Below are 18,775 nucleotides of genomic sequence, written 5' to 3' on the forward strand. Positions count from 1 at the left end.
ATGCGCGGGGGCCTCGACGTGGTGGTGCCCGACGACGGCGGACGGCCCACCGGCGGCTCGCTCTACGACCGCCGGCTCGTGACGGCGCTGGGCGCCGTGGGCCGCACCGCCCGGCTCGTGCCCGTGGCCGGGGACTGGCCCGTCCCGGACGGCGCGGCCCGGATCCGGCTGCGGCGGGCGCTGGGGGGCCCGGCCGCCGGCCGGGCGGTGCTCCTCGACGGCCTCGTGGGGTGCGCGGCTCCCGAGGAGGTCGACGACGCCGTGCGCGCCGGCGTGCCCGTGCACCTGCTCGTGCACCTGCCCCTGCCCGCCGAGACCGGGCTCGAGCCCGCCGCCGCCGCGGAGCTGGCCCGGCGGGAGGCCGCCGCGCTCGCCGCCGCGAGCGGCGTGCTGACGCCCAGCTCCTGGGCGGCCCACGACCTCCTCCGCCGCTACGGCACCGCGGGCGCCGCCGTGGCCGAGCCGGGGGCCGGGCGCGGCCCGGTCGCCGCGGGGTCCCGGCCCCCGCGCCTGCTCTGCCTCGCGTCCCTGACCCCGCGCAAAAACCAGGGTCTGCTGCTGCGGGCCCTCGCGCCGCTGACGTCCGTCGGCTGGTCCCTCGACCTCGTGGGACCCGAGGGCGACCCCCACCACGTCGACCGGCTGCGCGCGGCGATCCGGGACCTTCCCGATCCCGGGCGCGTCCACTGTCCCGGCCCCCTCGAGGGGGCGGCGCTGGCCCGGCAGTGGGCGCGCACGGACCTGCTGCTGCTCCCCTCGACCACCGAGACCTACGGCATGGTCGTCACCGAGGCGCTCGCCCACGGCGTGCCCGCGGTGGTCGCGGCGGGCACCGGGGCGGTCGAGGCCCTCGACGGCGCGCCGCGGCCCGCGGGCGCCCCCGCCGCCGGAACCCGGGCCGGCGCCGCCCTCGACCCCCTCGACCCGTCCGCCTGGACCGCGGCGCTGCGCTCCTGGCTGACCGACCCCGCGCTGCGCGCGCAGTGGCGGGCCGCGGCGCTGACCCGCCGCGAGCGCCTGCGCAGCTGGGAGGACACCGCCCGTGACGTCCTCGCGGCGATCGACCGGCCCACCGGACCCGCCGGCCGCGCCCTCGACCCCGCCCCAGATCCCGACCCCGGCCCCGACCACGCCACCGACACCGATCGCACCAGGAGACCGTCATGACGAACCACCCCACTCCCGACCGGCCCGTCGCCGGCGACTGGCTGGCCCTGCGCGAGCCCGCCGACGCCGCGGCCCGCGAGCACTCCCTGCCGCTGATCGCCCGGCTCGTCCGGCACTGGGAGGAGGCGCCGCCGTCCGGGGCCCCCGCGTCCTCCGGGACCGATCCCGTCGTGGTCGTGGACCTCGGCGCCGGGACGGGGGCGAACCGCGCCTGGCTGGCCGGGCACCTCCCCGGCCCCCAGCGGTGGATCCTGCTCGACCACGACCGCGAGCTGCTCGACCGGGCCGTGGCCGCCGCCCGGGAGGACGGAGCCGACGTCGTGCCCGTCCACGCCGGCGTCGAGGAGCTCGGCCGGGTGCTCGCGCAGCACCCGGCGTCCCGCCGGCTGGTGACGTGCTCCGCGCTGCTCGACCTGCTGACCCGGGAGCAGGTCCGGGAGCTGGCCCGGGTGCTGGCCGAGGAGGGCGTCCCGGCGCTCCTCGCCCTGACCGTCGACGGCGAGGTCCTGCTCGACCCGCCCCACCACCTGGACCCGTCGGTGCTGGGCGCCTTCGAGGACCACCAGCACCGCGGCGAGCTGGCCGGCACGGACGGGGTGCGGCTCGCCGTGGGGGCGCTGCAGGAGCGCGGCATGACCGTGGACGTGACCCCCACCCCGTGGTGGGTGTCCGACCAGGAGTGGGCGCGTCCCCTCCTGGACCGGTTCCTCGCCGACCGGGCGGACGCGGCCGTGGAGCACCGGCCCGACCTCACGGCCGAGGCCCACGCCTGGCTGCGGACCCGGCTGGTGGACTGCGCCCGCGGCAGGCTGCGGGCCACGGTGGGGCACGCCGACGTGCTCGGGCTGCCGCCCGTCAGCTGAGGGCGGGGGCCGTCCGCTCGAGCCACAGGACGTCCCGCCCGAAGGACACCAGCAGCAGGCCCAGCGCCGCGGCCGTGGCGGCGACGGCGAGCCACCACGGGACCAGGGGGACCAGCGCGCCGAGCAGGACCCCGCCCTGGACCGCCGCCACGACCCGCCGGTAGGAGGAGAAGGGCAGTTCCCGGTTCCACGCGGGACGCACCCGCAGGCCCAGCAGGAAGAGGTAGCGCAGGGCGCCGATCAGGACCACCCACCCCGCCCCGGGCAGTCCGAGCCGGGCGGCGACGGCCAGGGAGAGGACGAGCAGCAGCGCGGCGTCGACCTCCTGGTCGAACCGCGCACCGGCGCGGGTGGCGGTGCCGGTGCGGCGGGCCACCCAGCCGTCGACGCCGTCGAGCAGCCAGGCGGGCAGCGCGACGGCGAACACGGCCCAGCACCAGGCGTCGGCGGGCCGGCCGGCGTCCTGCTCGAGCACGGGGAGCAGCCCCACGGGCAGGAGCGCGGCGCACGCGGCGACGAGCACGGAACGGCCCACCGTGATCCGGTCCGCGGGCCCGTACGGCTCGCCGCGGCGTCCGGTGGTGCTGCGCACCACCGGACCGAGCACGGCGAGCCCCAGGAGACCGGAGACCGCCGGCACGGGCGGTGCCACGTCCGCGACGAGGGCGATGGCCGCGACGGCCGCCGTCAGCACCAGGAACGCCACGAGACCGTCCCGGCGCGCCGAGGGGCGGGATCGGGCCGAACGGGCCAGGGGCATGCGGTCGCCTTCCGGGTCGGAAGTACTCATCGTGGGCGGGCCCGGGCTCCCGCGTCAATCCGGCCGAGGGCGGGCGCTGGCTAGACTGCGACCGTGCCCCCCGCGACCGTGCCTGCCGAGACCGCTCCTGCCCTGCGCAGGCGGCGGGCCGCGCTGCGCGTGCTGCTGGCCGCCGGGCAGGCCGCGGCGGGGCTCGTGCTGCTCGCCGCGCTGTTCCGGGCGCTGGGCACGGACGCGGTGCGCAGCGCCGTCGGCATCCTGTCCCCCGTCACCGTGGCCCTCGCCCTGGGCGCCGGTCTCGTGGCCACCGGGGCCCAGGCCCAGCGGTGGCGGCTCGTGGCCCGCAGCCGCGGCGCCCGGATCGGCTTCCGGGAGGCCCTGGGCGAGTGCTGGGCGGCCGGCCTCGTCAACCTGCTGCTGCCCGGCGGCGTGACCGGGGACGCCGTGCGGGTGCTGCGCCGCCGCCGGCGCGGCGACAGCTGGCCCGGGGCCGGCGGCTCCGTGGTGGGCGAACGGCTGGCCGGGACGTCCGTGCTCCTGGCGGCGGGGGTCGTCCCGGCGCTGGTGGTCGGCGGCTGGCTCGCCGCCGCCCTCGGTCTCGGAGCGCTCGTCGTGGGGACCATCGCCTGGCGCTCGACGAGCGGGGCCCCGGCACGCGACCGGGCGGGCGTGTGGGCCCTGTCCGTGCTCGCCTGGGCCTGCTACCAGGGGCTCTTCCTGCTGGCCGCCGTGCGCACCGCCCCGCAGGAGGCCCTCGCGGACCTGTGGGGGACCACCGTGCTGGGTCTGGCGGGGATGTCCGTGCCCGTCGGGGTGGGCGGCTGGGGACCGCGCGAGGGGATCACCACCCTGGCCGCGATGGCCCACGGTCTGCCCGCCGGGACCGGCTTCGCGATCTCGATCGGCTACGGACTGCTCGCCCTGATCTCGGCCCTGCCGGGTGCTCTCGTCCTGCTCCGCTGGGTGGGCACGCCGTCTGCGCCCCCCGACGGGGTGTCCCGGAAGGGCGGTGGACGGGACCGGGTCCCGGGCGCCCCGTGATCCCGGGAGCTCCCGGTGGGCGACCGCCACGGAGATGCTGCTGAGGACGCCGCAGGAGCAGCTGGTGGCGCTGGGCACCCGGCCGGCGGCGCAGGACGCGCTGCGCCCACCGGAGGGGGCCGTGCACGTCACACAGCGGTCAGGAACCGGGGGGGGCGTTGTGCCGGCCCACCACCCGGGCCAGACTGTCCCACGGGCAGGGACGCCGCCCACCGGTGGGGACCGGTGGCGCGATGCGGGGCCCTGTCCGCAGCGACCGGTCGCTCCAGGGGGAACTCCGCCATGCGTCGTCTTCTGAGAATCCTCGTGCACGCCGTCGTCGTCGGGCTGGTCGTCTCGCTGGCAGTGGTGTGGTCCGGTCCGGCGGTGGCCCGGACGGTGCCGGAGACGCTCGCCGACGCGCGGCCCGTGCAGACCGGCGAGGTGCCGACGGACTTCTCCATCGACTACGTCGGGGTCCTGTGGGACACCCCTGCCGGTCAGGAGCACGCCGCGGAGGCGTCCGGGGCCGAGCCCCACGGCGCGGTGCGGCTGCGCCACGACGGCCGGTGGGGACCGTGGACCCCGCTGATCGAGGACGGCGTCACGAGCCGGGGGCAGTGGGCCAGCGGCCTCGTGCCGGCCGCCGACGCCGAGGCCTACCAGGTGCGCGGCATCCCTGCCCGGGCCGTCGCCGCGCGCGCGGTGGCCATGAACACCACCGACGGGCCCCGGACGACTGCGGGCCGGGCTCCGGGCGGGGCCGCCCAGGCCCTGAACAGCAGCCAGTGCCGATCCCGGGCCGACTGGGGCGCCGACGAGGCCCTGCGCCACGACGGCGCCGGCAAGGAGCTCCTGGCACCGCAGTTCTACGACGCCCAGGTGACGACCGTCCACCACACCGCGACCCGCAACGGCGACCCCGATCCGGCCGCCACGGTGCGCGCCATCTACCGCTACCACGCGGTCGACCAGGGCTTCGGGGACATCGGCTACCAGTACCTCGTCGACGAGTTCGGGATCGTCTACGAGGGCCGGTGGTCGGGCACGGCCAGCACCTCGTGCGGCAGCGAGGGCGGGAACGGGGCCGATTTCGCCCACGAGACCGGCACCGATCGGATGGTGACCGGCGCCCACGTCGGCGGCTGGAACTCCGGGAACCTGGGTGTGGCGCTGCTCGGGGACTTCACCGACCGCCGCAGGTTCCCGGCCGATCCGAAGCCGGCGGCCGTGTCCTCCCTGAAGGACCTGCTCGCCGAGCTGGCGCTGCGTCACGACCTGGACCCGCACGCCACGGTCACCTACGTGAACCCGGTCAACGGGACGCAGAGGCAGGTGCCGGCCATCGGCGGTCACCGTGACTACGAGGCCACCGAGTGCCCGGGGGAACGCCTCTACGCCCAGTTGCCCACCATCCGCCTGCACGTGGCGGACAGGATGGCGGCCGCCGCCGACGACCCGCCCGAGGTGGCCCTGACCGCACCCGCTGACGGCGCCACCGTGAGCGGGACCGTCCAGGTCACCGCTGAGGCCGTCGACGACGTGGCCGTCGAACAGGTCGCCCTCGCCGTGGACGGCGCCGCCCTCGGCACCGACACCGACGGCGCGGACGGCTGGTCGGCGACCTGGGACACCAGCACGGCGGCCGGCGGCATCCGCACGCTCTCGGCGACCGCCACGGACTCGGCCGGTCAGACCTCGACCGACCTGGTCGAGGTCACGGTCGCCGGCGGCCGCCCGAGTCGTGTGGCGCCGGTCGGCTGACGCGGTCCGCGCCCGTCAGCTCTCCCCGCGGCGGACGAGCCGGCCCCGTGGGGTCTCGAAGTCCACGGCGGCGCCCCGGACGAAGGTCCTGCGCACCCTCCCGGACAGCGCCTTGCCCTGGTACGGGGTGATCGGGTTCTTGTGGTGCAGCCGCCCGGCGTCGACCACGAACGCGTCGTCGGCCGCGAAGACCACCAGGTCCGCGTCGTAGCCCAGGGACAGCCTGCCCTTGGTGCGCAGCCCGGCCCGCTGGGCGGGCTTGGTGGACATCCACTCCACGACGCGCTCCAGCCCGATGCCCCGGCGCCGCGCCTCGGTCCAGACGAGGGACAGGCCCAGCTGCAGGGAGGAGACCCCTCCCCACGCCACGCCGAAGTCCCCGTTGTCCAGGTCCTTCAGGTCGAGGGTCGAGGGGGAGTGGTCGGAGACGATGAAGTCGATGGTCCCGTCGACCAGGCCCTCCCAGAGCAGCTCCCGGTTGGCGACCTCCCGCACGGGCGGGCAGCACTTGAAGGCGGTGGCGCCGTTGGGCACCTCCTCCGCGAGCAGGGTGAGGTAGTGCGGGCAGGTCTCCACCGTGATGTCCAGGCCGTCCCGCTTGGCGGTGGCCAGCATGGGCAGGGCGTCCGAGGAGGACAGGTGCAGGATGTGCGAGCGGGCGCCGGTCCAGCGGGTGCGCTCGATGACCTCGGCGATCGCCAGGTTCTCGGCGCCGCGCGGACGGGACCTCAGGAAGTTCTCGTAGACGTCCCCCTCGGGGTGCGGTGCGCGGTCGATGGCGCGGGAGTCCTCGGCGTGCACGATCAGCAGCGAGTCGAAGGTCTTGATCTCGGCGAGGTCCTCCTCCATCTCGTCGGCCTCGAGGTGCGGGAACTCGTCGACGCCGGAGTGCAGCAGGAAGCACTTGAAGCCGAAGACGCCGTCGTCGTGCAGCTCGCGCAGGTGGGGCTTGTTGCCGGGGATCGCCCCGCCCCAGAAACCGACGTCCACGAAGACGCTGTCCTGCGCGAAGAGCCGCTTGTACTCGAGGGCCGGCACGTTCACGGTCGCGGGGACCGAGTTGAGCGGCATGTCCAGGACCGTGGTGACGCCCCCGGCCGCGGCGGCGCGGGTCGCGGAGGCGAAGCCCTCCCACTCGGTGCGTCCGGGCTCGTTGATGTGCACGTGGGTGTCCACCAGCCCGGGCAGCAGGGTCTCGTCGTCGGCGAGCTCCACGACGTCGCGGCCCGTCAGCCCGGCGCCGAGGGGCTCGACCGCCACGATCCGCCCGTCGCGCACGCCGATCTCGCGCGGCGCGAAGTGGTCGCCGCACGAGACGTTCCGCCCGCGCACCACGAGGTCGAAGTCCCGGTGGTCGCCCGCGTGCGCGCCCTCCGCGTCGGCGCCCGTGCGCGGGGATCCGGCGCCGTCGGCTGCCGTCCCGTGCTGCCGCCGGTGCTCGGCGATCAGGCGGCGGATGCGGTCCGGGTCGTTGACGTCCTCGCTGACCTCCAGCAGGCGGGCCTGCTCCGCCTCGAAGGCGTCCTGTGCCGCGGGGGGCTTCGTCACCGAGCGCGCGGAGTCCTCCTGGGCGATGTCGTGGGCGGTGTCCTGGCCGGTCTCCTGGCCGACGCCGTGGGTGGCTCCCGGCGGGCTCTGCACCGGGGACGGCTCCGCCTGCGGGGCGCCGGGGCGGCCGGTCCGCCGCTGGTCCGCGCTGTCAGGGTCGGCCGGCTTCTGCGGGTCGGTCACGGGGAGTCCTCTCTGTCCTCGACGTCGGTTTCTCTGTCGTCGGCGTCGGCATCGTCGCCGGCCGCCGCGGGGGTGGGGTGCGCGGCCGCGGTGCCGGGCACGGGGAGCAGATCGGGGAGGTCCTGGGCGATCCGGCCGCCGACCTGCCGCAGCAGCCGCGCGGCCTCCCGCATGCACGTGCGCGGATCCGGCTCGATGTCGGTCAGCGCGTAGGTCCGCAGGAATCCCGCCTCGTGCAGGACGCCCGGCTCCAGCGTGGTCCGCCCGCACACCGCCACGGCGGGCACGCCCGCGGACCGGGCGGTGCCGAGCACTCCCAGCGGGGTCTTCCCGCCGAGGGACTGCTCGTCCAGGCTGCCCTCGCCGGTGACCACGAGGTCGGCCCCGGCGAGCTGGTCGGCGAGACCGACGAACTCCAAGACCACCTCCACGCCGGGGCGGCGGCGGGCGCCGAGCACGGCGAGCGCCGCGTAGCCGACGCCGCCCGCGGCGCCGGCACCGGGGGCGTCCGCCGCGTGCCGGGCGCTCTCGCCGAGGGCGTCGCCCAGCCGGTCCCGCAGCACGGCCAGGGCGGCGTCGAGCGCGCGCACCTGCCCGGGGTCCGCGCCCTTCTGGGGGCCGAAGACCGCCGCGGCGCCGCGCTCGCCCAGCAGCGGGTGATCGACGTCGGCGGCCAGGACGAACTCGGTGTCCGCCAGCCGCGGGTCGAGGCCGGCGAGGTCCACGCGGTCCAGGCGGGCCAGGGCGGCCCCGCCCCGGCCCAGCTCCTCGCCCCGGGCGTCCAGCAGCCGGGCGCCCAGGGCCTGGAGCAGCCCGGCCCCGCCGTCGGTGCAGGCGCTGCCCCCCACGCCGAGGACCACGTGCCCGGCCCCGGCGTCGAGGGCGGCGCGGACGAGCTCGCCCGTGCCGCGGCTGGTCGCGCCGCCGGCGTCGAGGACGGGCTCCCCGTGCTCGTCCACGGGCAGGGCCTCGAGCCCGGAGGCGAGCGCCATCTCCACGACCGCGGTGCGGTCCCGCAGGGCGAACCGCGCCTCGACCGGCTGCCCCACGGGACCGGTCACCGTGACGTGCCAGGCGGTGAACCCGGCGCCGAGGGCGGCCTCGAGGGTGCCCTCGCCGCCGTCGGCCACCGGCAGCCGGACCACCGCGGCCGAGGGGTCCACCGAGCGGATCCCTGCCTCGAGGGCCGCAGCCACGTCGGGGGCCTCGAGCGAGCCCTTGAACTTGTCCGGGGCGACGACGACGCGCACGTCGGTCCTCCTGTCCTGGTCGGGTGCCGGCACGGGGCCGGCGGGGTCAGTCGAGCAGGGCGATCGCGGTGGGGGCGTCCTCGCCGCGCGCGGCCAGCTCCTCGAATTCCACCACGGCGTCGATCTCCGTGCCCATGGAGATGTTGGTGACCTTCTCCAGGATCACCTCCACCACCACGGGCACCCGGAAGCGCTCCATCAGCTCGTGGGCCTCGGCGAACGACTCCTGGAGCTTCTCCGGGTCGGTGACCCGCAGGGCCTTGCAGCCCAGCCCCTCGGCCACCTTGACGTGATCCACACCATAGCCCTCCGTCTCGGGGGAATTGATGTTCTCGAACGCCAGCGACACGTTCTGCTCCATCGAGAACCCGCGCTGGGACTGGCGGATCAGGCCCAGGTAGGAGTTGTTCACGACCACGTGCAGGTACGGCAGGTTGAACTGGGCGCCGACGGCCAGCTCCTCCACCATGAACTGGAAGTCGTAGTCCCCCGAGAGGGCCACCACGGTCCGGCCCGGCTTGCCGCGCACCACGCCGAGGGCCGCCGGGGCGGTCCAGCCCAGGGGGCCGGCCTGGCCGGCGTTGATCCACTGGCGCGGGCCGTACACGTGCAGCAGCTGGCCGCCGGCGATCTGGGAGAGCCCGATCGTGGAGACGTACGTGACGTCCTTGCCGAAGGCGGTGTTCATCTCCTCGTACACGCGCTGCGGCTTGATCGGGACGTCCGGGAAGTGGGTCCTGCGCTGCAGGGATCCCTTGCGCCGGGCGCAGTCCAGCACCCACCCGTCCCGGTCCGGGACGGCGCCGCGGTCCTTGCGCTCGCGGGCCACCTCGAGCAGGACCTCGAGGGCCGCGCCCGCGTCCGAGACGATGCCGAGGTCCGGGGAGAACACGCGCCCGATCTGGGTCGGTTCGATGTCGATGTGCACGAACTTCCGGCCGGCGGTGTAGGTGTCCAGGCCGCCGGTGTGCCGGTTGGCCCACCGGTTGCCGATGCCGAGCACGAAGTCGGACTCCAGGAACGTCGCGTTGCCGTAGCGGTGGGAGGTCTGCAGGCCCACCATGCCCGCCATCAGGGGGTGGTCGTCGGGGATGGCGCCCCAGCCCATCAGCGTGGGGACGACGGGGACGTCGAGCAGCTCGGCCAGCTCCACCAGCTTCCCGGACGCGTCCGCGTTGATGATCCCGCCGCCGGCCACGATGAGCGGGCGCTGCGCGGCGAACATCATGTCGAGGGCCTTCTCGGCCTGGATCCGGGTGGCCGCGGGGCGGTCCGGGCGCATCGGCTCGTAGGCCTCGACGTCGAACTCGATCTCGGCGAGCTGCACGTCCAGGGGCAGGTCCAGCAGGACCGGGCCGGGCCGGCCCGAGCGCATGAGGTGGAAGGCCTTCTGGAAGGCCCCGGGGACCTGGCCGGGCTCCAGCACGGTCATCGCCATCTTCGTGACGGGCGCCGCGATGGAGGAGATGTCCACGGCCTGGAAGTCCTCCTTGTGCAGCTTGGCCACCGGCGCCTGGCCGGTGATGCACAGGATCGGGACGGAGTCCGCCCAGGCGGCGTAGAGGCCGGTGATCATGTCGGTGCCGGCGGGACCGGAGGTGCCGACGCAGATCCCGATGTTGCCGGGGGCGGCGCGGGTGTAGCCGTCGGCCATGTGCGAGGCGCCCTCGACGTGCCGGGCGAGGGTGTGCCGGATGCCGCCGTGGGCGCGCATCGCCGAGTAGAACGGGTTGATGGCGGCGCCGGGCAGGCCGAAGGCCTCGGTGGCGCCCTCCTTCTCGAGGATGGCGACGACGGCGTCGACCGTGCGCATTCTGGCCATGATGAACTCCTTGGAGGCGGGACCCGGGAGCGGGTCGGGAAGCGGTGGGGCGGGGTGGGGCGGGTCAGCGGCCGGATCGGGTCAGTGGCCGGATCGGCCGGAGAGCTCCTCGACGAGCTTGAACAGACCCGAGTGGTCGAGTCCGCCGTCGCCCCTGTTGACGGTGGCGGCCACGAGCTGGGCGACGACGGCGCCCAGCGGCACGGCCACGCCGGCCTCACGGGCCGCGGAGGTCACGATGCCCATGTCCTTGTGGTGCAGCTGCAGGCGGAAGCCGGGATCGAAGTTCCGGTCCAGCATCTTCCGGCCCTTCTGGTCCAGCACCTTGGAGCCGGCCAGGCCGCCGCCGAGGACCTCGAGAGCGGCGTCCGTGTCCACGCCGTAGGCCTCGAGGAAGACGACGGCCTCCGCGAGGAGCTGGATGTTGCCGGCCACGATCAGCTGGTTGGCGGCCTTGACGGTCTGCCCGGAGCCGGCGGGGCCCACGTGCACGACGGTCCTGCCGACGGCCTCGAGCACCGGGCGGGCGGCCTCGAAGTCCGCGGCCTCGCCGCCGACCATGATCGAGAGCACGGCGTCGACGGCACCCTGCTCGCCGCCGGAGACGGGGGCGTCCAGCGGGCGCAGGCCGTGCTCGACGGCCTCCCGGGACAGGCGTGCGGCCACGTCCGGGCGGATGGAGCTCGCGTCGATCCAGACGGTGCCCTGCGCGGCGTTGGCGAAGACGCCGTCCTCGCCGGTCACGACGTCCTCCACGTCCGGGGAGTCCGGGACCATCGTGATCACGACGTCGGCGTTCGCGACGGACTCGGCCACGCTGGACGCGCCCGTGCCGCCGGCCTCGACGAGCTGGTCGATCCTGTCCTGCGAACGGTTGAAGCCGACGACGTCGAAGCCGGCCTCGACGAGGTTCCGGGCCATGGGCAGGCCCATGATCCCGAGACCGATGACGGTGACGGTCGTGGTGGTGGCGCTGCTGGTGGTCATGGTGCTGTCCTCACTGTGCTGCGGGGAGTCGGGCCGGGAGGCACCGGTCCGCGGGGAGCCGGGCCGGGCGGGGGTGTGGTGCTGGGCCGAGGCGGCGCTCATGCCGAGGCCACCGCGGAGAGCCAGGCGAAGGGGTCCTGCTGGGACGCCTTGTACTCGAGGCCGACGAGCCCGGGGTAGCCGAGCTCGCGGCTGCGGTCGATCCAGCGCTGCAGCGGCAGCGCGCCCGTGCCGGGCTCGTTGCGCCCGGGGGCGTCGGCGATCTGGACGTGCCCGAACTCGGCGGCGTGGGCCTCGATCACGGCGTCGACGTCGTCGCCGTTGACCGCCAGGTGGTAGAAGTCGGCGAGCAGCCCGATGTTCCCGGCTCCGGCGGCCCGGACCTCCGCGATGACGTCGAGGGCGTCCTGCGCGGTCCTCAGCGGATACGCGGGCGCCCCGGAGACCGGTTCGAGGAGCACCGTCCCGCCGATCCCGGCCACGCCCTCGGCCGCGGCCACGAGGTTGCACACGGCGAGCTCGTCCTGGGCCTCGGGCGAGTGCTCGGACTGCCGGTTGCCGTACAGGGCGTTGAAGGCCCGGCACCCCGTGCGCTCGCCGATGGCGGCGACCACGGCCACGTTCTCGGCGAACTCCGCCTCGCGGCCGGGCCAGGACACGAGCCCGCGGTCGCCGCCCGGCATGTCACCGGCCTGGAAGTTCAGTCCGCTCAGCCGCACCCCGGCGTTCCCGACCGCGTCCACGAAGGCGTCCACGTCGCGGTCGGCGGGGACCGAGGCCCCGAAGGGCCACCAGAACTCGACGGCGTCGAAGCCGGCCGCCCCGGCGGCCGCGGGGCGTTCCAGCAGCGGCAGGTCGGTGAAGAGGATGGAGCAGTTGACGGTGTACGACATCGGGTCCTCCCGGGTCGGGGATCGACGCGCAGGGCGCGTCTTTCACATCGCGGAATAGTATTTCTGTCTTGTGGAAATGCTACGGCGCCATGTGACCCAGGTCAACGCCTTGGTGAAAGATTCGTTTCAGGCCGTGGCTCGGGCCGGAGGTCCTGGTCGGCCCCGGACGTGGACGGACCCCGCGCCACGGCGAGGACGTGGCGCGGGGTCCGGTCGGGGAGGGCGCGGGGCCGTGGGTCAGCGCAGCTTCATCTGCCGGTTGACGTCCTTGTAGAGCAGGTACCGGAAACGGCCCGGGCCGCCCGCGTAGCAGGCCTGGGGGCAGAAGGCCCGCAGCCACATGAAGTCGCCGGCCTCGACCTCGACCCAGTCCTGGTTGAGCCGGTAGACGGCCTTGCCCTCCAGAACGTAGAGGCCGTGCTCCATGACGTGGGTCTCCGCGAAGGGGATCACCGCGCCCGGCTCGAAGGTCACGACCGTCACGTGCATGTCGTACCGGACGTCGTCCGGGTCCACGAAGCGCGTGGTCGCCCATGCGCCGTCGGTCCCCGGCATGGGGGTCGGCTCGACCTCCTGCTCGTTGGTGACGAACGGCTCCGGGACCTCGACGCCCCGGACGTACTCGTAGGCCTTGCGGATCCAGTGGAAGCGGGCGGGCTCGTCGCCGGCGTTGCGCACGGTCCACTCGCACTCCGGGGGGAGGAACGCGTAGCCGCCGGGGGCGAGCTCGTGCTCCTCCGCGTCGACGGTCAGGACGAGCGTCCCCTCCATGAGGAACAGCACGCCCTCCACGCCGGACTCCGTCTCGGGCCGGTCGCTGCCGCCGCCGGGGGCCACCTCCACGATGTACTGGGAGAAGGTCTCCGCGAAGCCGGACAGGGGCCGGGCGAGCACCCAGACCCGGGTGTCGTCCCAGAACGGGAGCCGGCTGGTCACGATGTCCCGCATGGTCCCCCGCGGGATCACCGCGTAGGCCTCCGTGAACATCGCCCGGTCCGTGAGCAGCTGGGTCTGGTCGGGGTGGCCGCCGTGCGGCGCGTAGTAGCTGCGGTCGGTCATCTCAGGAGCCTCCAGGGGTCGGGGTGCGCACGGTGGTGCCGGGGTGGGCGAGGGTGGCCAGCTCCTGCACGCCGAGGCCGGCCGCGGACTCCAGCTCCTCCTCGCCGATCGCCCCGCACAGCACGCCGCGGTGGACGAACCGGGCCAGCGCGCGGGCGGTCGCGGGCTCGTCGGCGACGTCGGCGGCCTCGATGCCGGGTACCGACCGGCTGCGGTACACCCGCAGCCGGTGCGCGGCCGCGTCGAACGAGCCGCGGTAGAAAGCGTAGTTCGCGAGGAACCGGGTGGGCAGCTGGTGCGCGTGCAGGTCCCATCCCTGGTACAGGGCGCGCTCCAGGGAGCGCCGGACGAGGCGTGCGTGCAGGGCCCAGGCCTCGCTCCGCTGGGCCGGGTCCCCCACGGGCAGCCGGTTGGTGGACCCGTCGGACAGGCGCACGCCCGTCCCGGCCACGGCCACCTGCATGACCTGTTTCGCGTGGTCGGCCACGGGGTGCTCCATCGACTGGAACTCCGCGGCCACACCGAGCGAGGCGGAGTAGTCGTAGGTGCCGTAGTGCAGGGCCGTGACCCGCCCCCCGGCCGCGCGCAGCATCGCCGGGATCGGGCACGTGCCGTCGAGCCCCAGGACCATGGGTGCCGTCTCCATCTGGATCTCGAAGCGCAGCCGTCCGTCCGGCAGCCCCAGGGCCTCCTCCAGGGCGCGGCACGCCTCGACCATCACCTCGACCTGCGCCACGGCCGAGACCTTGGGCAGGGTCAGCACCAGGCCCGGCGGCAGCCCGTCCTCGGCCACCCCGGCCGCCGCGAGGCCCCCCTCGCGCACGAGGGTGCTCACGAACAGGTCCAGTGTGCGCAGTCCCCGGTCACGGGTCGCCGCCTCGAGGCACTTGAAGCGGATCCCGGCGAACGCCGGCTGCGGGGCGTCCCCGCGGTGCCGGGACAGCGCCATCGCGGCGACGGCGCGGGCGGCGCCGACGGCCGCCCCGTCCTCCTCGGCGTCGGGGCGCTCGCCGTAGCCGTCCTCGAGGTCCAGGCGCAGGTCCTCGACCGGCTCCTCGCGCAGCTTGCGCTCCGTGCGGGCCACGACCTCCCCGCGCAGCGGCTCCTCGAGCCCGGCCAGCTCCGCGAGAGCGGCGAGCCCGCCGGCCTCCTCGGCGGCGGCCCGTGCCGCCCCGCCCCAGTCGCGGGCGGTGGCCGGGGTCACGAGGTCCGCGGGGACGTAGCAGGTGTGCAGCGGCTGCCGCGACCCGTCGTCGCCCGGGAAGCAGCGCTCCAGGGCCGCGTCGGTGTCCGTCAGCAGCTGCTCGGCGCGCCGGCCGAACTCCGCGGGCAGGCTCGTGGCCGCGCCGCTCACCGGCCCTCGACGAGGTCGTAGGCGGGCAGGGTGAGGAAGTCGACGTACTCCTCGTCCAGGACGAGGTCGGCGATCAGCTTCGCGGCGGGTGCGAAGTACGCGTTGAAGGACTTCTCGTCCACCTCGGCGCGCAGCAGCTCCTTCTGGTGCTCCAGCTCTTCGGCGACGAGCTCGCGGGTCGCGGTGTTGCCGGTGTCCTCGTAGACCACGCCGTTGCGGATCTGCTGCCAGATCTGCGAGCGGGAGATCTCCGCGGTCGCGGCGTCCTCCATCAGGTTGTGGATGGCCACGGCCCCGTTGCCGGACAGCCACACGGCGGTGTAGCGGATCGCCACGTACAGGTTGGCCGCGAGCTCCTGCTGGGTGCTCACACGTCCGGCGCTGGGCACGTCGAGCAGCTGCTCGGCGCTCACCTGCACGTCCTCGCGGAGCCGGTCCACCTGGTTGGGCTTCTCGCCGAGGACTCCGTCGAAGACCTCGCGGCAGGTGGGCACGAGGTCCGGGTGGGCCACCCAGGAGCCGTCGAAGCCGTCCTGGGCCTCACGGGTCTTGTCCGCGCGCACCTTGGCGAACGCTGCCTCGGTGGCCTCCTGGTCCCGGCGGTTCGGGATCACGGCGGCCATGCCGCCCATCGCGAAGGCACCGCGGCGGTGGCAGGTCCGCACGAGCAGCTCGGTGTAGGCCCGCATCAGCGGGGCCGTCATGGTGATGGTGGAGCGGTCCGCCAGGACGAACCGCTCGCCGGCGTCCCGGAAGTACTTGATGATGCTGAACAGGTAGTCCCAGCGTCCCGCGTTGAGCCCCGAGGCGTGCTCGCGCAGCTCCCAGAGGATCTCCTCCATCTGGAACGCGGCGGGGATCGTCTCGATGAGCACGGTCGCCCGGACCGTGCCGTGCTCGATGCCCAGGCGCTCCTCGGCGAAGGTGAACACGTCGTTCCACAGCCGCGCCTCGAGGGCGGACTCCAGCTTCGGGAGGTAGTAGTACGGGCCGTGGCCGTTGGCGAGCAGCTGCTGCGCCGTGTGGAAGAAGTGCAGGCCGAAGTCCACGAGCGCGCCGGAGGCCGGCTGCCCGTCCACGGTGACGTTGTGCTCGGGCAGGTGCCAGCCGCGCGGCCGGGTGACGACCACGGCGAGCGGGGCGTCCTGGCGCAGGGTGTAGCTCCGGCCCTCCGGGGAGGTGTGGCTCAGGGTGCCGCGGGCGGCGTCGCGCAGGTTGAGGATGCCGTCCACCTGGTTGTGCCAGGTGGGGCTCGAGGCGTCCTCGAGGTCGGCGAGCCAGACCTTGGCCCCGGAGTTCAGCGCGTTGATCGCCATCTTGGCCGGCGAGGCGGGCCCGGTCATCTCGACCCGGCGGTCCTGCAGGGCGGGCGGGGCCGGGGCGACCGTCCAGTCCCCTTCCCGGACTCCCCGGGTCTCCGGGAGGAAGTCCAGGCTGCCGGTCTCGGACGCACGGCGGCGGTGCTCCTCGCGCGCGCCGAGCAGCTCGGCCCGGCGGGGTCCGAAGCGGCGGTGCAGCTCGGCGACGAACTGGAGGGCGTCGTCGGTGAGGATCTCGCCGGCGCGGTCCAGGCCCTCGGGAAGGGTGTGCTCGACGGTGCTCGTGGTGGTCATGGGAATGCCTCCTGGTGGCTGGTGGGTCGGTGGGCGGTCCGGGGCGGGGTCAGCCGCTGGCAGCGGTCGTGGTGCCGGCCGTGGCGCCGGCGGCCTCCGCGGTGGCGCGCACGGAGGCGGCGACCGCGGGGGCGACGGCCGGGTCGAAGACGCTGGGGACGACGTAGCTCGCGTTGAGCTCGTCCTCGGCGACGCAGTCCGCGATGGCGCGGGCGGCGGCCACCAGCATCCCGGTGGTGATGTCCGTGGCCCCGGCGTCGAGCAGGCCGCGGAACAGGCCGGGGAACGCGAGGACGTTGTTGATCTGGTTCGGGAAGTCCGAGCGGCCGGTGGCGACCACCTCGGCGTGCTCCGCGGCCACGGCCGGGTCGACCTCCGGATCCGGGTTGGCCATGGCGAAGACCACCGCGCGGTCGTTCATCGCGGCCACGTCCGCCTCGTCGAGCAGGTCGGGAGCGGAGACGCCGATGAAGACGTCGGCCCCGGCCATCGCCTCCCGGAGCGAGCCGGAGAACCCGGCCTGGTTGGTGTGCTCCGCGATCCACTGCCGGTGGGCGTCCGCGTACGTCTCGCCCCGGTGGATCGCGCCGTGGCGGGAGCACGCCACGATGTCCCCGGCGCCGTTGGCCGTGAGCAGACGGATGATCGCGTGCCCGGCCGCGCCCACGCCCGAGACGACGATCCGCACGTCCTCGAGGCGCTTGTCCACCACGCGCAGGGCGTTGTACAGGGCGGCGAGGGCCACCACGGCGGTGCCGTGCTGGTCGTCGTGGAAGACCGGGATGTCGAGCTCCTCGCGCAGCCGCGCCTCGATCTCGAAGCAGCGCGGGGCCGCGATGTCCTCGAGGTTGATCCCGCCGTAGACGGGGGCCAGGGCCTTGACGATCCGCACGATCTCGTCGGTGTCCTTCGTGTCGAGGCACACGGGCCACGCGTCGACGCCGGCGAAGGCCTTGAAGAGGGCGGCCTTGCCCTCCATGACGGGCAGGGCGGCCGCCGGGCCGATGTCCCCCAGGCCGAGCACCGCGGTGCCGTCGGTGACCACGGCCACCGTGTTGCGCTTGATGGTGAGGCTGCGGGCGTCGGCCGGGTTCTGCGCGATGGCGGTGCACACCCGGGCGACCCCTGGAGTGTAGGCGCGGGAGAGGTCGTCCCGGTTGCGCAGGGAGACGCGGGGGGTCACCTCGATCTTGCCGCCGAGGTGGATGAGGAACGTGCGGTCGCTGACCTTGCGGACCTCCACGCCCTCGACGGCGGCGAGCGCGTCCCGCACCTCGTCGCGGTGCGCGGCGTCCGCGACGTTGCAGCTGACGTCGACGACGACGTGGTGGGGGTGGGACTCGACGACGTCGAGGGCCGTCACCGCGGCGCCCGCCGTCGCCGCCGCGGCGGCGAGCTCGCTGGTGACGGTGAGGCCGGCCGGCGCCTCGACGCGCAGGATCATCGAATAGCCGGGACTGGGCGTGGCCATGGTTCCTCCGTGGGGACTCGGGATGACGGTTTCAACCGGATCGTGGAATGAAAATTCCGTATTATGGATATTATGGGACACTGCGGAGGTCCGCAAGACGTTCCGGTGACGCCTGTCACGGAAGGCCGGCCCAGCACGGACCGCCCGGTGCCCAGCCGCCAGGACCTCGACGACGAAGAGGGACGACGAAGAGGAACGACGAAGAGATCGGGAGACCATGACCACACGACCTGCCTCGGGCGGTGTGCAATCGGTGGAGCGCGTGTTCGAGCTCCTCGAGGTCATCACCGCGGCCGGCGGCGAGATGTCGCTCAGCGAGCTCGCCGCCGCCGTGCAGCTGCCGCTGCCCACCATCCACCGGCTGCTCCGCACGCTGGTGCCCTCCGGGTACGTCCGCCAGCTCCCCAGCCGCAACTACGCGCTGGGTCCGCGGCTGATCCTGCTGGGGGAGGCCGCCGGGCGCCAGTTCGGCTCTGCCGCCCGCACCCGGCTGGACGAGCTCGTGGCCGAGCTCGGCGAGTCCGCGAACATGGCCGTGCTCGACGGCCAGGAGGTCGTCTACATCGCCCAGGCGCAGTCCAGCCGGTCGATGCGCATGTTCACGGAGGTGGGGCGCCGGGCCGACACCCACGACACCGGGGTGGGCAAGGCGATGCTCGCCACCCTGCCGGACGAGCGGGTCCGCGCCATCGTGGGCGCCGCGGGCATGGCCACGCCCACGCCCCGGAGCATCGGGACCCTCGAGGAGCTCTTCGCGGACCTCGAGCGGGTCCGGGAGCGCGGCTACGCGATCGACGACGAGGAGACCGAGCTCGGCGTGCGCTGCTACGCGATGGCGGTGCCCGGGGCGCCGACGCCCACGGCCATCTCCGTCTCCGGGCCCGTGTCCCGCGTGGACGAGGAGTTCGGCCGCCGGGCCGTGCCCGTGCTCCGCCGGGCGGCCGAGGCGATCGCCGCGGAGCTGATGCCCGTGCGGGTCTGAGACCCGGACACGCCCGCGGCGGACCCGGCCCGCCCCCGC

At 74.8% G+C, this 18,775-nt stretch carries 15 protein-coding genes; 5 read left to right on the forward strand and 10 right to left on the reverse strand.

Features of this window, described 5'->3' with window-relative positions:
• Together ACH9D3_RS08290 and ACH9D3_RS08295 are read left to right on the forward strand one after the other, a co-directional pair.
• Entirely contained in the window at nucleotides 1-1,167 is a 1,167-nt protein-coding gene (locus ACH9D3_RS08290) for a glycosyltransferase (protein ID WP_396410568.1), read from the forward strand.
• A complete protein-coding gene (locus ACH9D3_RS08295) occupies nucleotides 1,164-2,030 on the forward strand; it encodes a methyltransferase domain-containing protein (RefSeq protein ID WP_396410555.1) in 867 nt (288 codons plus the stop codon). Before ACH9D3_RS08290 ends, ACH9D3_RS08295 begins: the two co-directional genes overlap by 4 nt.
• On the opposite strand, the gene ACH9D3_RS08300 is transcribed toward ACH9D3_RS08295, so the two are convergent.
• Nucleotides 2,023-2,790: a CDP-alcohol phosphatidyltransferase family protein gene (locus ACH9D3_RS08300; RefSeq protein ID WP_396410556.1), complete on the reverse strand. Its 768-nt coding sequence runs from the start codon at nucleotides 2,788-2,790 to the stop codon at nucleotides 2,023-2,025. The two genes, ACH9D3_RS08295 and ACH9D3_RS08300, sit on opposite strands and share 8 nt — an antisense overlap.
• 93 nt (nucleotides 2,791-2,883) lie before the next feature.
• Here ACH9D3_RS08300 and ACH9D3_RS08305 point away from each other — a divergent pair, with 93 nt between their 5' ends.
• The gene (locus ACH9D3_RS08305) at nucleotides 2,884-3,831 is read left to right on the forward strand and encodes a lysylphosphatidylglycerol synthase domain-containing protein (RefSeq protein WP_396410557.1); all 948 of its coding nucleotides are present in this window, start codon (nucleotides 2,884-2,886) and stop codon (nucleotides 3,829-3,831) included.
• 282 nt (nucleotides 3,832-4,113) lie between these two features.
• On the forward strand, nucleotides 4,114-5,574 hold the full coding sequence (locus tag ACH9D3_RS08310; RefSeq protein ID WP_396410558.1) for an Ig-like domain-containing protein: 1,461 nt from the start codon (nucleotides 4,114-4,116) through the stop codon (nucleotides 5,572-5,574).
• 15 nt (nucleotides 5,575-5,589) lie between these two features.
• On the opposite strand, the gene allB is transcribed toward ACH9D3_RS08310, so the two are convergent.
• From allB to ACH9D3_RS08355, 9 genes are all read right to left on the reverse strand, one after another.
• Entirely contained in the window at nucleotides 5,590-6,909 is a 1,320-nt protein-coding gene (allB, locus tag ACH9D3_RS08315) for an allantoinase AllB (RefSeq protein WP_396410569.1), read from the reverse strand.
• A gap of 392 nt (nucleotides 6,910-7,301) precedes the next feature.
• Nucleotides 7,302-8,555: a glycerate kinase gene (locus ACH9D3_RS08320; protein ID WP_396410559.1), complete on the reverse strand. Its 1,254-nt coding sequence runs from the start codon at nucleotides 8,553-8,555 to the stop codon at nucleotides 7,302-7,304.
• Between the two features lie 46 nt (nucleotides 8,556-8,601).
• Entirely contained in the window at nucleotides 8,602-10,377 is a 1,776-nt protein-coding gene (gene gcl / locus ACH9D3_RS08325) for a glyoxylate carboligase (protein WP_396410560.1), read from the reverse strand.
• Nucleotides 10,378-10,458: 81 nt separating this feature from the next.
• On the reverse strand, nucleotides 10,459-11,364 hold the full coding sequence (locus ACH9D3_RS08330) for a 2-hydroxy-3-oxopropionate reductase (protein ID WP_396410561.1): 906 nt from the start codon (nucleotides 11,362-11,364) through the stop codon (nucleotides 10,459-10,461).
• Nucleotides 11,365-11,462: 98 nt separating this feature from the next.
• Nucleotides 11,463-12,257: a TIM barrel protein gene (locus ACH9D3_RS08335; protein WP_396410562.1), complete on the reverse strand. Its 795-nt coding sequence runs from the start codon at nucleotides 12,255-12,257 to the stop codon at nucleotides 11,463-11,465.
• A gap of 237 nt (nucleotides 12,258-12,494) precedes the next feature.
• Nucleotides 12,495-13,316, reverse strand: coding sequence for a bifunctional allantoicase/(S)-ureidoglycine aminohydrolase (locus ACH9D3_RS08340; protein WP_396410563.1), 822 nt, complete (start codon nucleotides 13,314-13,316; stop codon nucleotides 12,495-12,497).
• Nucleotide 13,317: 1 nt separating this feature from the next.
• A complete protein-coding gene (locus tag ACH9D3_RS08345) occupies nucleotides 13,318-14,670 on the reverse strand; it encodes a DUF6986 family protein (RefSeq protein WP_396410564.1) in 1,353 nt (450 codons plus the stop codon).
• Nucleotides 14,667-16,283 (reverse strand): malate synthase A, encoded by a 1,617-nt coding sequence (aceB, locus tag ACH9D3_RS08350; protein ID WP_396410565.1) that lies wholly within the window; start codon nucleotides 16,281-16,283, stop codon nucleotides 14,667-14,669. Before aceB ends, ACH9D3_RS08345 begins: the two co-directional genes overlap by 4 nt.
• 49 nt (nucleotides 16,284-16,332) lie before the next feature.
• Nucleotides 16,333-17,754, reverse strand: a complete 1,422-nt coding sequence (locus ACH9D3_RS08355) for an NAD-dependent malic enzyme (protein ID WP_396410566.1) — start codon at nucleotides 17,752-17,754, stop codon at nucleotides 16,333-16,335.
• A 217-nt stretch (nucleotides 17,755-17,971) separates the two neighbouring features.
• On the opposite strand from ACH9D3_RS08355, the gene ACH9D3_RS08360 reads away from it, so the two are divergent.
• Complete coding sequence (locus ACH9D3_RS08360; protein ID WP_396410567.1) at nucleotides 17,972-18,736, forward strand: IclR family transcriptional regulator domain-containing protein; 765 nt, start codon at nucleotides 17,972-17,974, stop codon at nucleotides 18,734-18,736.
• Nucleotides 18,737-18,775 lie beyond the last annotated feature (39 nt).

It is taken from the genome of Kocuria kalidii (assembly GCF_044462225.1).
GTDB lineage: Bacteria > Actinomycetota > Actinomycetes > Actinomycetales > Micrococcaceae > Kocuria > Kocuria kalidii.

What these genes read in the sequence shown, in the direction of transcription:
- ACH9D3_RS08290 (WP_396410568.1), top strand. Translation starts at nt 1, where the DNA reads ATGCGCGGGGGCCTCGACGTGGTGGTGCCCGACGACGGCGGACGGCCC.
- ACH9D3_RS08295 (WP_396410555.1), top strand. Translation starts at nt 1,164, where the DNA reads ATGACGAACCACCCCACTCCCGACCGGCCCGTCGCCGGCGACTGGCTG.
- ACH9D3_RS08300 (WP_396410556.1), bottom strand. Translation starts at nt 2,790, where the DNA reads ATGCCCCTGGCCCGTTCGGCCCGATCCCGCCCCTCGGCGCGCCGGGAC.
- ACH9D3_RS08310 (WP_396410558.1), top strand. Translation starts at nt 4,114, where the DNA reads ATGCGTCGTCTTCTGAGAATCCTCGTGCACGCCGTCGTCGTCGGGCTG.
- gcl (WP_396410560.1), bottom strand. Translation starts at nt 10,377, where the DNA reads ATGGCCAGAATGCGCACGGTCGACGCCGTCGTCGCCATCCTCGAGAAG.
- ACH9D3_RS08330 (WP_396410561.1), bottom strand. Translation starts at nt 11,364, where the DNA reads ATGACCACCAGCAGCGCCACCACCACGACCGTCACCGTCATCGGTCTC.
- ACH9D3_RS08335 (WP_396410562.1), bottom strand. Translation starts at nt 12,257, where the DNA reads ATGTCGTACACCGTCAACTGCTCCATCCTCTTCACCGACCTGCCGCTG.
- ACH9D3_RS08340 (WP_396410563.1), bottom strand. Translation starts at nt 13,316, where the DNA reads ATGACCGACCGCAGCTACTACGCGCCGCACGGCGGCCACCCCGACCAG.
- aceB (WP_396410565.1), bottom strand. Translation starts at nt 16,283, where the DNA reads ATGACCACCACGAGCACCGTCGAGCACACCCTTCCCGAGGGCCTGGAC.
- ACH9D3_RS08355 (WP_396410566.1), bottom strand. Translation starts at nt 17,754, where the DNA reads ATGGCCACGCCCAGTCCCGGCTATTCGATGATCCTGCGCGTCGAGGCG.
- ACH9D3_RS08360 (WP_396410567.1), top strand. Translation starts at nt 17,972, where the DNA reads ATGACCACACGACCTGCCTCGGGCGGTGTGCAATCGGTGGAGCGCGTG.